Source organism: Enterococcus sp. 3H8_DIV0648 (assembly GCF_002140655.1).
Lineage (GTDB): Bacteria > Bacillota > Bacilli > Lactobacillales > Enterococcaceae > Enterococcus_A > Enterococcus_A hulanensis.
In genome coordinates this window covers 2,591,910-2,605,808 of sequence record NZ_NGLG01000001.1, presented here as the reverse complement: position 1 = coordinate 2,605,808, position 13,899 = coordinate 2,591,910, and the positions used below count along the sequence as shown (strand labels likewise).

16 protein-coding genes are annotated in these 13,899 nt (G+C 38.0%); 9 read left to right on the top strand and 7 right to left on the bottom strand.

The window, feature by feature from the left end:
• Nucleotides 1-122: 122 nt before the first annotated feature.
• Complete coding sequence (locus A5875_RS12000; RefSeq protein ID WP_088933809.1) at nucleotides 123-545, bottom strand: VOC family protein; 423 nt, start codon at nucleotides 543-545, stop codon at nucleotides 123-125.
• Between the two features lie 1,969 nt (nucleotides 546-2,514).
• Between A5875_RS12000 and A5875_RS11980 the strand changes: the two genes are divergently transcribed.
• The 9 genes from A5875_RS11980 to A5875_RS23685 all read left to right on the top strand — a co-directional run bounded on the left by A5875_RS11980 (nucleotide 2,515) and on the right by A5875_RS23685 (nucleotide 10,900).
• The gene (locus A5875_RS11980) at nucleotides 2,515-3,687 is read left to right on the top strand and encodes a tyrosine-type recombinase/integrase (protein WP_340672794.1); all 1,173 of its coding nucleotides are present in this window, start codon (nucleotides 2,515-2,517) and stop codon (nucleotides 3,685-3,687) included.
• Nucleotides 3,688-4,017: 330 nt separating this feature from the next.
• Entirely contained in the window at nucleotides 4,018-4,707 is a 690-nt protein-coding gene (locus A5875_RS11975; protein WP_176244667.1) for a WxL domain-containing protein, read from the top strand.
• Between the two features lie 90 nt (nucleotides 4,708-4,797).
• Complete coding sequence (locus A5875_RS11970) at nucleotides 4,798-5,817, top strand: DUF916 and DUF3324 domain-containing protein (RefSeq protein ID WP_242551100.1); 1,020 nt, start codon at nucleotides 4,798-4,800, stop codon at nucleotides 5,815-5,817.
• Nucleotides 5,814-6,179, top strand: coding sequence for an LPXTG cell wall anchor domain-containing protein (locus A5875_RS11965; protein WP_088933803.1), 366 nt, complete (start codon nucleotides 5,814-5,816; stop codon nucleotides 6,177-6,179). The genes A5875_RS11970 and A5875_RS11965 overlap by 4 nt, the downstream gene beginning before the upstream one ends.
• Nucleotides 6,164-6,385: a hypothetical protein gene (locus A5875_RS24000; protein WP_088933802.1), complete on the top strand. Its 222-nt coding sequence runs from the start codon at nucleotides 6,164-6,166 to the stop codon at nucleotides 6,383-6,385. Before A5875_RS11965 ends, A5875_RS24000 begins: the two co-directional genes overlap by 16 nt.
• 20 nt (nucleotides 6,386-6,405) lie before the next feature.
• Nucleotides 6,406-8,847, top strand: a complete 2,442-nt coding sequence (locus A5875_RS11955) for a BspA family leucine-rich repeat surface protein (protein WP_088933801.1) — start codon at nucleotides 6,406-6,408, stop codon at nucleotides 8,845-8,847.
• A 120-nt stretch (nucleotides 8,848-8,967) separates the two neighbouring features.
• Nucleotides 8,968-9,681 carry a helix-turn-helix domain-containing protein gene (locus A5875_RS11950; protein ID WP_088933800.1) on the top strand — a complete coding sequence of 238 codons (714 nt, stop codon included), beginning with the start codon at nucleotides 8,968-8,970 and terminating at the stop codon, nucleotides 9,679-9,681.
• A gap of 375 nt (nucleotides 9,682-10,056) precedes the next feature.
• On the top strand, nucleotides 10,057-10,731 hold the full coding sequence (locus A5875_RS11945; RefSeq protein ID WP_088933799.1) for a zeta toxin family protein: 675 nt from the start codon (nucleotides 10,057-10,059) through the stop codon (nucleotides 10,729-10,731).
• Nucleotides 10,724-10,900, top strand: coding sequence for a hypothetical protein (locus A5875_RS23685; RefSeq protein ID WP_088933798.1), 177 nt, complete (start codon nucleotides 10,724-10,726; stop codon nucleotides 10,898-10,900). The genes A5875_RS11945 and A5875_RS23685 overlap by 8 nt, the downstream gene beginning before the upstream one ends.
• Before the next feature lie 70 nt (nucleotides 10,901-10,970).
• On the opposite strand, the gene A5875_RS23260 is transcribed toward A5875_RS23685, so the two are convergent.
• The 6 genes from A5875_RS23260 to A5875_RS11915 form a co-directional block, all read right to left on the bottom strand.
• Nucleotides 10,971-11,069, bottom strand: a complete 99-nt coding sequence (locus A5875_RS23260) for a type I toxin-antitoxin system Fst family toxin (RefSeq protein ID WP_143068131.1) — start codon at nucleotides 11,067-11,069, stop codon at nucleotides 10,971-10,973.
• Nucleotides 11,070-11,144: 75 nt separating this feature from the next.
• The gene (locus A5875_RS24140) at nucleotides 11,145-11,807 is read right to left on the bottom strand and encodes a DUF2922 family protein (RefSeq protein ID WP_242551101.1); all 663 of its coding nucleotides are present in this window, start codon (nucleotides 11,805-11,807) and stop codon (nucleotides 11,145-11,147) included.
• 48 nt (nucleotides 11,808-11,855) lie between these two features.
• Nucleotides 11,856-12,239, bottom strand: coding sequence for a hypothetical protein (locus A5875_RS11930; RefSeq protein WP_088933797.1), 384 nt, complete (start codon nucleotides 12,237-12,239; stop codon nucleotides 11,856-11,858).
• A 146-nt stretch (nucleotides 12,240-12,385) separates the two neighbouring features.
• A complete protein-coding gene (locus A5875_RS11925) occupies nucleotides 12,386-12,598 on the bottom strand; it encodes a DUF2922 family protein (protein WP_088933796.1) in 213 nt (70 codons plus the stop codon).
• 14 nt (nucleotides 12,599-12,612) lie between these two features.
• On the bottom strand, nucleotides 12,613-12,819 hold the full coding sequence (locus tag A5875_RS11920; RefSeq protein ID WP_088933795.1) for a DUF1659 domain-containing protein: 207 nt from the start codon (nucleotides 12,817-12,819) through the stop codon (nucleotides 12,613-12,615).
• Nucleotides 12,820-13,118: 299 nt separating this feature from the next.
• The gene (locus A5875_RS11915; RefSeq protein WP_242551102.1) at nucleotides 13,119-13,844 is read right to left on the bottom strand and encodes a hypothetical protein; all 726 of its coding nucleotides are present in this window, start codon (nucleotides 13,842-13,844) and stop codon (nucleotides 13,119-13,121) included.
• Between the last annotated feature and the right edge of the window lie 55 nt (nucleotides 13,845-13,899).

Below are 13,899 nucleotides of genomic sequence, written 5' to 3'. Positions count from 1 at the left end.
ACAACAAATAGAAGGAAGACATTTTTTTAATCATCTAACTCAGCCAATTAAAGAAAAAAAATAGAGCCACGCTCTATTTTTTGAATCCACTCGTATTTAGCAACTCCACCACTGTAAAAGGATTAATCTAACCGCTGATTCATAATATGATCTTCGCCAAATTGAACTAAATCCCATAAATTCCCGTATAAATCTTTAAAAACGGCGACTTTTCCATAATCTGCCACCTTTGGCTCTCTAACAAATTCAATTCCCTTAGCAAGATAGTTGTTGTAGTCACGATCAAAATCATCTGTTGCAAGAAACAGAAAAACTCTACCGCCAGCTTGGTTTCCAATAAAATCTTTTTGGATCGGCTTGGAAGCTTTTGCCAACAAGATCGTCGTACTGTTTGAATTTTTGGGAGATACAACGACCCATCGTTTATTTTGCTCTGGCTGATACGTATCCTCTATTAAAGTAAAATCCAATTTCTTAGTATAAAAAACAATTGCTTCATCGTAATCGTTTACAACTAGTGCTATATGAACAATGCTTTGCTTCATAGGGATTCTCCTTTTTTAAATGGATTCTTTTTTCTATTAAGACTTTAAAAATTCGAATTAAATAATTCGTTTGGTGTGGTATAGAATAATTTTTGTAGCCTCTATACATTAGATCATAAAAAATGTCTCAAGCAGCATTTTTTTATGGATTAGCCAGTGAGCGTGCGTTTATTGGGATCTTCGGGTTACCCATATTATAAGTTTGGAGTGATATAGATGAAATGGAAAAGAAGGCCTCTACCAGAACGAGTTTGTTTTTCAATTTTTATGGTTTATCCAACTGTGTTTCTTTGGAGGAAATTCAATTTTTTTAATAATCGTGTACTAGATATAGTTGTTCTAATGTTTTTGGTGTTTTTATTTGCAACCTTCGTTACCGAGATATTTGGTTATTTGCGTCGTCGTTATCACTCAAAAAAATGATTTTTAACTTACATAGTTAAGGAGACAGGTTTATGAATAAATTTTTGTCATGGCGACCGTTATTGGAACCGCAACATCTTTTTTGTTTGGATCAAATGAGATTTTCGCTGAAGTCAAAGCTGTTTCCGAACCACATATTGTTACAGAAATGATCCCGTGACACAAACCAAAAGATTCTACCACTCTTAAAATTCAACTAGTTTTAACAAATCAGGAAATTAAGTATATCAAAGTCAATAGACCTTTTGATCCACAATTACTTCAAAACCAAATTTCGTGCATCCTCTGCAAAATATCGACTGGGAAATCATACTTTTTACTCTTTGGAATAACAGAATCAATACTACAAAATGGACATAAGGCGGTACCATCTATATCGTCTATCCAATCGGTTATCATGTCATAGTTGAATAGACTAAGGCAGTAAAAACAGCCGCATAACTTGGATTCTCTTAGTATCGATCGATTGTTTGAGCAAAGCTTATGCGCATCTCTGTAAATTTTATCCATAAAATTATCCAGTACCTTTTCCTTTAAATTTACGAAAATTATATCAGATGAAAACGAATTCCACTAACTCACTCTCCAACAAGGAAACCTAATATTTTGTTGTAATAGTATTTGTCATGCATGATAGAATAAGTAATAAAAAAGCCGAAAGCCCAACTTTCGCAACGGTTGGATGCTGCGATCGCTTTGAATAATTTACGCAAAAAATCAGAGACTATCCAGTGTGAAGAAGAACTGCACGATGAGTTCGAATAGTCCATAGAAAGGTAAATAATGACAATCGAAGAGAATCTATTTTATATCTGTTTATTCGTGCTTATTTTATTGGTTTTCCTAGTTTTAAAATTGAATCATCTAATCACGAAACTATTTGGAAAAGAGATTTGTTTATCCAAGCATAGAGAGGAAATAAATAAAGGCCACAAAGGTATCTACACCCATCAGTTGGTCTTTAAAAATCGAGTCTTTGAATCAAAGAAAAATCCTAGCGGTGTCGTTTATTGCCGCAATTATATAAAGACAAATTTTGACAGCGTGCCTTATTTTACATACAACCAAACGTTCATAATCAGGTACAGAAAAACGGTTTTCCAAAACGATTCTGTTGTCGTGATCAAGGAAGATACATGACAGACTTATTCGCTATCTCAGCTAGGTCAAATTCCGTAATGGATCATATGCTTCTATTCGCTTAAAGCAATAACATCATAAATACTGTAAAGTCAAAAAAGCAGCGCTGAATTTTAGTGAAAAACTAAAGTTCAGTGCTGTTTTCTTTTTGGCATTTAGAATTGGATAAAAATAATTGTTTCCAATTATCTGTTATTATTTTTTTGTTGTATTTTATCTTGTTTTACAAAAAAACAAGAATAATTGTGCTTGAATAGGCGCTCAAAAACTTTTTGATGATCACTTTTTGCGTTACTTTGTGGTTAATTATAATTTATATCGATTGATTAAGCAATCGATATTCTGAAAAAAGTGAAATAATTCGTTTTTTTTAATCAGAATTACTGTTTTAAGTAATGTTAGCAGAATGATTGGTAAAGAGTTTGATGTTTATGCACCGTCATTTGAGCCGTCATTTAGAGAAGGGAGAATAGCTATGAGCAGACGTGGTGAAAATATTTATAGGAGAAAGGATGGACGATGGGAGGGAAGATTTCAAAAGGGAAGGCGGTTAGATGGAAAAATAAAGTATGGATCAGTTTATGGACATACGTATACAGAGGTCAAACAGAAGTTGTATCCCTTAAAAGTAAAATACGCCTCTCTCGTTTTAGTACAAGGGAAAAGCGCTATACCATTCTATCAATGGATCTTTAAATGGTTAGATAACATCCAAAGTGCTTTGAAACCCTCTACCTATTCCAGCTATCGCTACAAACTTGAGCATTATATATTACCTTATCTAGGAGAATTATCTGTAAATGAAGTAACTACAAATGAGATTCAAGAATTAGTGAATAGCTGGACGGAAAAGCAATTCAGCCCTGGTACGATTCAGGTCATTTTTCAACTTATGCGACGAAGTTTTGATTATGCGGTAAGAGAAGGACTATTGGTCTCTAATCCTTGTACTCAAGTCTTTTTACCTCAAAAAAGAAAACAAAAGGTTCATGCCTTGAATAAGCAGGAACAAAAAAGGCTAGAGGTAGTAGCGAGAAAAGCTCCTAAGAGCCAAGGCCTACCCACCCTTTTAGCTCTTCAAACGGGTATGCGAATTGGAGAAATAGCTGCATTGAAATGGCATCAGATTGATTTTGAAACCAATACGATTTCTGTAGAACATACTTATCAGCGCATCCCATTTTTCCATTCAAAGTTACAACGAACGAAGCTTGTTTATCAAGAAGCCAAAACGAATGCGTCTAAGAGAGTAATTCCAATGACAAAGGAAATTCGCCGATGCCTGCAACAAAAGAAAAAGGATAGTAAAACGGCATTTGTCTTTTCTTCAGGGCTACTTCCATGTGAACCACGTTTATTAACGTACCATTTCCATAAACTTATCAAGAAGGCTGATATAACAGGTATTCATTTTCATCAGCTGCGGCATACATTTGCTACACGATGCCTTGAAAAGAATTATGATGTGGTCTCTGTTAGTGCTCTGTTAGGACACTCTTCTGCGAAAATGACGTTAGATATTTACGCGGATTCACTAATTGAGCAACGGCTCAAAATTATTCAGCCTTTAGAAAATTAAAAAAACGCGATTCACTCAAAATTGGTGAGTTCTTTTTGTCTTTTTAGAGAAAGCGCTTTCTATAATGCTGATCCAACCATCCAGCTCTATTCATTCAAAGATAGTTGGCAAAAATTATTCATCGAAATTTATTGCCGTCAAAAAATGGTCATCGCCTAAAATAAAGGCTGATCTAACAGTCTTTTCAAGAGCCATCTAGTTCTTTTGTAAAACAAGTAAGGACAGTGTAGCTCATTCGAGGATTTTTGTGAAATGCTTTGCAGCTTAATTTCGGTATCACTGCCATTGGCATTTGATATAAATCAAAAAATTTTAAGGAGAGAAAAGAAGATGAAGAAAACAATTTTAGGATTAGGTGTCGTATTAGTATCCACCGCATTATTAGGAGGGCAAAGTGCATTTGCTGCAGTAGCAGGTTCTACACCATCACCCGCAACCGCCCAAACACCAGTTACAGCAACTTTTGCTGCGCCAACAACAACGCCGAATCCGTTGCCTCCAACACCATCTGTTCCACACGGACCATCAGGAAACTTGGGTATCGCATATACTCCTGCTCCAATGAGTTTCAGTGGGACTTTGACTACCGGAGCAATGTCGTTAGCTGAAGCTTCTGCTACACCAGCTCATGTGGGTGTTAAAGATGCATCGTTTGATACTAAAGGTTGGGATTTAACAGCGCAATTAGCTTGGACTGGTAGTGCAGTTACTGGTGCAGAAATTAAAGCTACTGCGGGTACAGTTCAAGAAAATATTAATGATGGTATCACAGCTTTCAACCCTGCTACAGATTTAGTGGCCTTGCCTGCTTCATTATCAGGGTCTCTAGCTTCAACTACAGCATTGACGATCGGAACGGCTGCACCTGCCAATACTTTAGTTGCTGCTGATGGAAGTATCTATACTGGAACTTATGATGTAGAGCTTTCTAGTATTACTTTAGATATTCCTAGTGGTGGTGCAGTAAGTGCAGGAACCTATAACGGAAATATCAATTGGGATTTATCAGTACATCCATAATATTTCTTTTTTAATTTAGAAGGGAGGAAGGATTTCTTCCTCCCTTGATTCATTTAATCCACACAATACAGAAGAAGAAAGGGATAAACTTTGAAGGCTCTAAAAAAACTTAGTTACCTTTTGCTTATTATGATGGCTTTTTCAGTGAATATATCGATATCTCATGCGAAAGATTTAGCAGCGGGATTTACAGTCGAGGGTGTTCCAAATGAAAAGCAGATAGATAAGGACGTAGGGTATTTTTACTTAAAAGAAATTCCTGGTGATACTGATGAGATAAAGGTGAAATTAGTAAATGATTCAGATAAACCGAAAACGCTTCTAATAAATATAGTTGATGCAAATACCAATGTTAATGGAGCAGTTGATTACACGGGGGGACTAGAAAAGCATTCTTCGTTAAAACTTCCCTTAACTTCAATTGTTAAAACTTCAAAAAAAGAAGTAGTAGTTCCGAAAAATTCAGAGATAGAAACTAGCCTTAATGTAACTATGCCGACAACATCGTTTGACGGAGTTATTGTTGGTGGTGTAGTTATCTATGAAAAAAATAAGGAGACTACTGATAAGAATATGTCGATTGGAAACACCTACAGCTATACAATAGCGATCGTGCTTTCTAACGATGAAAACACACCCATTAAGAATAATATCTCACTTGAACTAGATTCTGTTGGTGCAGTTCTTTTTGATGGTAAAAAAATGGTTGAGGCGGATATTCTCAACAAGAATCCATATATTTTTGATAATGCGACAATAACTGGAGCGATTTATGCAAAAGGCTCTACAGAGAAAATAATAGCGAATAAAAAAGAGAATGTCGTGATTGCTCCGTATTCTTCATTTCCATTCCAATTTGATTGGAAGAAGGATAATTTGAAACCGGGCATCTATCGATTTGTTGGAAAGGCGATATCAGGAGATAAAGAGTGGCTATTTGAAGATGAATTTGAAATTACTGGAAAACAGGCGAAGAAATTTAATAACGAATCCGTCTTCAAGGTATATATTCCTGCTTGGCTTGACTGGGGAACAATGGTCGTTGGCGCACTCTCTACTATAGGAACCATCGGGCTATTTATTCGTAAACAAAGGAGGGCTAAAAATTGAAGAAACGTATTAGAACATTGATTGTGATAATAGGAGCCGTTTTTACTTTCTTTTTATCAGGGTCTCAGGCACAAGCCGAAGAAGTACAAACTCCGGTTACTGTGGAATTAACGAAAGCTATTTTACCTGAGACATTTCCAGTAAATAGCGGAAGTACAGCTACTGTGCCCTATAATACTGGATCGGATAGCAATACTGGCAACGTAGGAACAATTGCCGGATCAAGTTTAGGAAAACAGCTCCCTCAAACGGGTGATAAAGCGAATTATTGGAGTGCAGCTGGTTGGGGATTGATTCTAGGCGTAGTTCTTTTAGTTTTAGGAAGAAAGAGGAAGGATAAACAGACATGGACCACTATTTAAAAGGGATTATTCTAGCAGTCTTCGGAAGTCTCCTATTACTAGTAAATATGTATCTAGTCCTTCGCGATTATCAATGGGCACACGTTCATTTAAAACAAAAAAGGATGAACTATCTCTCGTACAATATCGCTATTTCCTTCCTTTCGCTAGTTACAATTGTTGGGGGAGTCGTCTATCTTTTCATGGTAAATACACAGTTAAGCTAGCTTAAAGGGGAGTGATAAAAATGAGAATAAAACAAACAATGAAAAGCTTGGGAATCATTAGCTTAACTGCGATGATCATTCCATTAATACTAGGACCAACCACAAGTGTATACGCACAGGAGAAGAGCACTACTGAAAGCTCGGCGACAGAAGTACAGCAAAGTATAGAACAACTCAAAGATCCATTATCCATTGCATCTAAGTTAGAGGGCAGCACAGAATCAATTCCAACTGAGGAAACACTAGACAGTGCTACCAAAACTTCAGAAGAGAATGAAGAAACTGTAACTGATGATTCTGCAGCTGAATCTCATGAGGAAGAATCAACGACTGAACAGAGCACAGCTGAATCTAAAAAATCACGTGCAACTCGAGGAATCAGTGGAGATTTTCTTTTTGATGATAGTACAGTTGGAGTATCTCGTCTCACTTTAACTGCTTATATAGGAACAAGTACTCATTTAGTTATCCCTGTGACCGTTAATGGGCAGTATATTAATTTGTCTAAAGAATTTTTTCAATCGTTAGCCAGTACAAATGTTACTGATCTGGCTATAGCTTCTTCTGGGGGGAGTGGTGGAAAACCAACTATTTATGGTGATATGAGTTGGGCACTAGCGGGCAATAACAAAATTATAAATATAGATTTATCTAACGCAGGCTCTGCTACAAATCTTAACAACAACTTTAATGGGATGTTTGCGAATTGTGGTAATTTAAAAAACGTCAAGATGATGGATTCTTTCTATAACTACACAATTTCTATGTTTGAGGGGTGTGGGAATCTAGAAAGCGTTAACATGGCCGTAAGTTTTGTTTCTATTAATCCCTCCTATCCAGAGTATTCAGTAGGCGCAAGAGACACCAGCCGCATGTTTGCCAATTGCATCAGATTGACTAATGTAAACATGAGTCAATTCAAAACAGACATAGTTACTAATATGACAGAAATGTTTCTAAATTGCACCAGCTTGCCAAGTTTAGATTTAAGTACTTTTAAAACAGATTACGTAACAAGCATGTCGAGGATGTTTGAAGGATGTAAAAGTATTACTAATATCAATGCAGCAAATTGGATTACAGGTAGAGTTACGACTATGCATAAAATGTTTGCCAATTGTGAGAATCTCCCTCAATTATATTTGACCCACTTTGATACGACTCAAGTATATGATATGTCAGGCATGTTCATAAATTGTCAAAAACTGATAAGTTCAATGTTCAGTTTCACTACCAATACACAAAACGTCATTTCGATGGCCGATATGTACAATGGATGTAGCAGTCTTACAAGTTTAGATATCAGTCATATGAACACACAAAATGTTCAGAATATGTATGGCATGTTTGCCAATTGTCCGAGCCTTGTGACGTTGAAGTTAAACGGACCAAGTTTTAACACGCAAAATGTGGTAGACATGAGCTTTATGTTTGCTGGCGATACTGCTTTAACGAATTTAGATGTAAGCCACTTTAACACAGGAAAAGTTCAAAATATGGCATACATGTTTGCTAGCAATCAAAACTTAGCGCATGTTAATGTTACTAGTTTTAATACTAGTAGCGTTACCAACATGGCTGCTATGTTTGCGGGAACCGAGAAAATTAAAAATCTCAATTTAACATCATTTAACACTCATATAGTTTCGAATATGACAGACATGTTTAAAACTGGCAGCCAGAAAGAATTGTTTGTCTTGACTAACGATGCGAAAATACTAAATCACGGCTATCATTTAGATAATAGGGTGCCGCCTGAGATCCTGTTACAAGCGAATTATGGTCAATTTAGTGACAGCAGTACAAGTAAAAACTTTTTCACGCGTTGCGCATTAACTCCTGCACAAGCAACCATATCAGAAGTAAAGAATTTCATATCTGGTAACACTCCTACTCGAACAAATCGAACATTTGAAGGGTGGACGCTAGTATCAGGGATTGACGTAAATGCTACAGGTACGTTTACGGACTTGTTCGGTACTATTTATAAAGCTAAATGGAATTCATTTGGATTGGCGCAAGTTCCAACCGCCAAGACATTTAGCGGTAACTTGGATAAAGGAACGATCACAATCCCTTCGAGTGGAACAACGAATGAGGTAGGGGTGCTGGATGAATCTTCAGACACGAAAGGCTGGACGCTAACTGCACAGCTGGTTTGGAGTGGAACAGCTCCAAATTCAACCACTACTTTACGGACAGTCTCTACAGGAACGACAAATGAGATTACACCTACAGGCAGTATAGGTGCTGCTCCTGCAGGACTCGTTACTACAGGCGCAAACCTATCAATCAGCACGACTCCGGGGACTGTACTGAAAGGAAATGATAGTGTCCAACAATTCGAAGGAACTTATGTTACCGATCTAGGAGCGATCTCTTTAGAAATCGCTGACGGTTCTGGAGTAATAGCTCAATCGTATAGTGGGAATATTCTTTGGGATTTAGCGATTGCACCGTAATTGCTAATTTCGAAGTGCGAGTGAAACGAGGATAAGATTAGAGATCATAAGAGGACTTCTTTGCTTTTCTAATCTTATTTTTGTATTTTGGAAAACCATATTTAGAAAGTAGGAATGAAGATGAGTCAAATTTTAGTTCTAACTAAAAATGCATTTAATGAACAAGCTTTTGAGAAAAGCTTACGTCAATTAGGGCATGAGATATTCATTTCATCAGTATTAATTGATGAGTGCCTTCTAGGGAAAATAGATAATGGATTTATTAAAATGTTTCATCATGTGGTGTTGAGTGAGACCATTGATAATATAGAAGTGAATGAACTTGTAAAAACACTGCAACGATTTTCAATAAGAATACATAGAAAATCTGATGAACAGCCAGATGAAGCGCAATTACAAGAGTGGACGGATAGTGGAATAGATAATTGGATTGAAAACAATCAAAAGATTGAAGTTTTAAGAGAGAAGCTGAGTTGTAAAAAAGCAATAAATGAAGGGAAAATCATCTTATTGCCAAAATCACATGAAAAGCGATTATTATCAACTATACACTTGAGCAGCACAGAAATGAAACTGTTTAAGATTCTTTATCAGCACCAAGAGAAAATTGTTTCTCGAGAAGAGCTGTGTTTGTGTATGTGGGGACGGAAAAAAACCAACTCCACAATGTCGCAATTATCTGTACTGGTAAAACATCTGAGAGACAAACTAGCCGAACAAAATATAGAAGGACCAGTTATTGAAACCTGCTGGGGACAAGGCTATAAACTACATGCGACTGTCTTTGATCAGATCATCGTAGATTCAAAAGAATTGAAATACGCGAACGAATAAACACTCAAATACGTTGCGAACCAATCCAATCGCAAACAGCGCACCCTAATCGGACTGGGTAATAAACCTGCTCAACCTTAATACATGAACGATAAATGATAAAAAGTTTTCCCACACTACTGGCTTCTTGCACTATGTAGTGTGGGATTATTTGTCTAGTTATCAAGAAATGGAAAAGAAGACCTTTCCAGAACGAATTTGTTTTTCAATTTTTATGGTCTATCCAACTGTGTTTCTTTGGAGGAAATTCAATAGCATGCTTATGTTTGGGTTGAATGAGGTTTCCAATGATCTGCGAAGTGAAAAGCGAGATACAATGGGAATTCTATAGTATAATGATTAGACGGATACGTCATATTACGAGGTGAGATTACAGTGGAAGATGATTTTTCTTTAAAATATGCGAAACAGAACAAAAAGGAATTAACACGCGCTATTATAGATGGTAAGGAACGTGAAGACAAAAAATCTGCGATCTTTATGGCTGGTAGCCCGGGAGCTGGAAAAACAGAAGCAGCTCAAACACTCGCCTCTCTAAATAGTAATTTGGTAGTGATCGATGCAGATCAGTTTCGAGCAAAATTTCCTGGTTATACTGGGAACAATTCAAGTGAGTTTCAAAGAGGTTCTGCTCTTTTAGTAGATGCGTCATTAGATTTAGTATTAAAAAAAGGCTATAGCTTTATACTAGATGGTACGCTTGCTACTCCTAAGGCTGAGCAAAACATTGAAAGAGCTTTGAAAAAGGATTATAGTATACTAATTTATTATGTATATCAAGAACCTTATATCGCGTGGGATTTTACTAAAGAACGTGAAAAGATAGAGGGAAGATATGTTCCAAAAGAACGCTTTATAAATGCGTTTTTTCAATCTCGAAAAAATCTGCTGCAACTAAAAGATAAATATCAGGAAAAAGTGGTTATTAACATCATTGTCAAAAATTTTCAGAATGAAATATCGGACTCAATAATGGACGTAGATAACCTAGAACTTGCATTACCTATCACCTACACAAAAAAAGGATTGGAGGACACGTTAAATGACTGAAAGAGAAGAAGTAGAGAAAATTATGATCAAGTACAATCGTAATTTCTCCGAACTACAAGACAATGCGACAGTCAAAGAAATAAAAACTGTATTCAAATATATAGGCAACGAATCCAATCGCAAACAGCGCGCCCTAATCGGACTGGATAAGAAGTCCTCTCAAGAATAACGTTCCACCAACAATAACCCACCAACACCTGCGGCACAGCCGCAGGTGTATTTTGTCTTCCAATCAGTCGTCATGGATCGCGCCCGCTTAGCCAATGGTTGACCAGAGCGACGATCAACCCAACAAAGAGCGGAGCGAGGACGTATCGTATCAGCTCACTCAAGAGCACCACCTCCTTCCATGATGGAGGTTGACGACATGAATGGGGCTTACCTACGCGTATTTGGTTAGAAAATGACCGAGTTTAGCTGCGAGTGCCGTCATCAGGCGGACGGACAAGCGGGTCCTCCTTGTTCCTATTTCTTCTTCTGCGGAGCCGATCGAGCAGCCGGATTCGTGGCTTTGGCTGTTCTTCCGGTTCTTGCAGATTTGGCGATGGGTCGGGCATTTGTCGTTGTTCTACAGGCATGGCAGCAGACTTGTTTGTAATTTGTGCTAGTGCTTCTTTTCCATTTAGTTGTGTATTTAATTTTAATGAAGATGAAATCTCTCTCTTATCTGCTGGTTTTGCGAATAGAAGGGCAGACTTATCCACAGAAAATAAAGAGTGTGAATAGTTTTCCTCAGGTTTATCCACATTGTCCACAGTTGCCTTGGGATAAGTCGCAGGAATGCCCACAGTTTCTCCTTCAGTTGTGGATTTATCTGTGAATTTATCTGTGGATTGTTTTTCCACTGGTTCTGCCTCATCATCAAAAAGAGTCGTATCGGTGGTGGTGACGATCTTAGCCGTTACCACAGAGTCAAATAGTTTTACGCCGTCTTTTTCAAAAATGTCTAAGCTGGTCAACAGTTCGCAGGCTTCTTTGATCTGTGGGATCGGCACAGACGCGTCCAGCCCCTTGTAGGTCCAATCATGTTCTTTTCCTAGACTGTTGGTAAATGTCGCTACTAAATCATGGGTCATCTTCTCATATCCTTTCTCAAATTTTTTCTTCACGCAGGTAAATAGTTATCATGGTTCGCTTGTTTCTTCAGGACGGACTTTTGCAATTAGGGAACGGACAAGTGACATAGCTTTTACGCCAAAGTTGCGGACAGGAAAGACCTTCGATGTCAGTGCGCGCCATTCCGGTGCCATGAAGTAATCTTGGAAATAATAGAAGAATCGCTTCATGGTCCGAGTTGCCTTGGTGTGCATGAAAATATCGCGGACAAGGTCTTTTAAAATGTGCTGGAACTCCTTTGCCCCAAGCTGCCAGCGCACACGCAAGGTCAAAATATATTTAATCGTCAGAGAACTATTCTGAGTTTCGTAATAGTATTCGCTGATACGTTTTTCTAAGGTCTTTGGTTTCAAATTGAACAATTGGCGACACGTTAAGAGTTGCTCATTCATAGGATCATATCCTCCTCATCTATTTTCATGCCGTCTACCATCCAGCTCATTGCTGCGTTCAAGTTATCCACAATAGGCTGGATCGGCAACCGACTATTTAGTAAAGATAGGCGACAGCGCTATCGCCCATCCTCAAATTCTTGGGACTAAAAGATAATTGTTTCGACAGTTTCCACATACTTCGCGGCTACTACGTGATCGAACAGCTTTTCGCCGTCCTTTTCAAAGATGGTCAAGAGTGTCAGTCTTTCTAAAATACCTCGGATCTCATCACTGGATCGGTCTTGTGCGGGATTTTGGTAGCTCCATGTTTGGGAGCGTCCGCCACTGGTTTTAAAGATCGCTACTAATTTTTTCATCTATACGTTTCCTCCTATTTGCTTACTCGTGATTGGCTGGTGATAATCACGCCGTCTAATTGTGTGTCTTCTACGTCGAGTTCCTTCATAAGCTGTCCTAGTTTAAGGATTTGTGCTTCATCAGGATTTTCGACTACGTTTTGGAAAGTGACTTTCTTTAATTTTTCTGCTCCTGGTAAAGAAAGCTGTACCTGTAATTTTGTACTTAATCGTTGGATCATAATTTAACGCCTCCGTGTTTTCATATTGTTGTACCGGCCGGTGACTAAAAGATAAATGATTTCAAAAAAGAATGCGAATTTGAATTTGGCAGCTACTCCCCCCAATTTGGCAGGTTTTGGAGCAAAAATAGCCGATTTCGGCAAAAAAGCTGCCAAATTGAGGGGGGTACGAGCCAAATTGTAATTTGAGAAAAAAAGAAGGTTGAGTTATAATTAAAAGTTTTTACCTAAAAATGCGAAGAAAGACAGAAAAATAGCTGAACACTCGATCACTCAAGCGTTCAGCTATTTTGTTAAATCTAAAGCCAGTCAATATGGTCACTATCATCTGGATCGTACATCAAGGGTTCGCAATGGTAGAGGGAGTAGGTCTGTTGGTACAGGCGATTGATCTCGCCAAGTGGTGTTCGAAATTCTTTCAGACTAGAGCGTTTGCTTAAAATTTTCGCAAAAGGGGTGTTTGGAAAATATAAGAAATCTAGCGGAATCTCTCCATCGAGACCGTAATGTAAGACCCCGCGGCGAATCGTCGCCAAGACCAGACAAGCGATCTCCGCCCGTTCAATGAAGCGGCGGTAATGAAGTGGCAGAAGCAGGCAGAGTCCATTCGTCAGTTCTGCGAAGAATTGCTCCTCCACACTAAAGACGGTGGAAAGCTTGATAGGGTTGAGCCAGATCGTCTGATCCTTTCCCTCAAGTGGAAATAATGCAAAGAACGGACAGACCCAAGGCATTTTATATTTTCCGAAATGCTCCAGCTTCTTTAGACAAACGGATAAGACTTTATAATCAGAAAATGAGTGAGCCGAAGAAAAGCGATGCAAGGTTTTCATAGCATTGATTTTGCTGAAATGGATCTCTGTATCCGTGAAGATCAATACTCCTGCTCTATCTGGAATGGGGACGATACAGTTTATCTCATGAACAGTCAGCGGATCGAATGCGACCGCCTCTTTAAGATAGTGTTCCCATAACGGTGACCACTGTCTGTCATCTAAAGCCTCTATTTTATTCATTTCATCCATAGTAATTCCTCCTTATAGTAAAGCGCTTTATTTGTGCTTACAATAAGAATATACG

Excerpts from the sequence above, each read along its gene's own strand:
- A5875_RS11975 (WP_176244667.1), top strand. The coding sequence starts at position 4,018 with ATGAAGAAAACAATTTTAGGATTAGGTGTCGTATTAGTATCCACCGCA.
- A5875_RS11920 (WP_088933795.1), bottom strand. The coding sequence starts at position 12,819 with ATGATCCAACGATTAAGTACAAAATTACAGGTACAGCTTTCTTTACCA.
- A5875_RS24000 (WP_088933802.1), top strand. The coding sequence starts at position 6,164 with ATGGACCACTATTTAAAAGGGATTATTCTAGCAGTCTTCGGAAGTCTC.
- A5875_RS11950 (WP_088933800.1), top strand. The coding sequence starts at position 8,968 with ATGAGTCAAATTTTAGTTCTAACTAAAAATGCATTTAATGAACAAGCT.
- A5875_RS23685 (WP_088933798.1), top strand. The coding sequence starts at position 10,724 with ATGACTGAAAGAGAAGAAGTAGAGAAAATTATGATCAAGTACAATCGT.
- A5875_RS12000 (WP_088933809.1), bottom strand. The coding sequence starts at position 545 with ATGAAGCAAAGCATTGTTCATATAGCACTAGTTGTAAACGATTACGAT.
- A5875_RS24140 (WP_242551101.1), bottom strand. The coding sequence starts at position 11,807 with ATGACCCATGATTTAGTAGCGACATTTACCAACAGTCTAGGAAAAGAA.
- A5875_RS11955 (WP_088933801.1), top strand. The coding sequence starts at position 6,406 with ATGAGAATAAAACAAACAATGAAAAGCTTGGGAATCATTAGCTTAACT.
- A5875_RS11980 (WP_340672794.1), top strand. The coding sequence starts at position 2,515 with ATGATTGGTAAAGAGTTTGATGTTTATGCACCGTCATTTGAGCCGTCA.
- A5875_RS11915 (WP_242551102.1), bottom strand. The coding sequence starts at position 13,844 with ATGGATGAAATGAATAAAATAGAGGCTTTAGATGACAGACAGTGGTCA.
- A5875_RS11925 (WP_088933796.1), bottom strand. The coding sequence starts at position 12,598 with ATGAAAAAATTAGTAGCGATCTTTAAAACCAGTGGCGGACGCTCCCAA.
- A5875_RS11930 (WP_088933797.1), bottom strand. The coding sequence starts at position 12,239 with ATGAATGAGCAACTCTTAACGTGTCGCCAATTGTTCAATTTGAAACCA.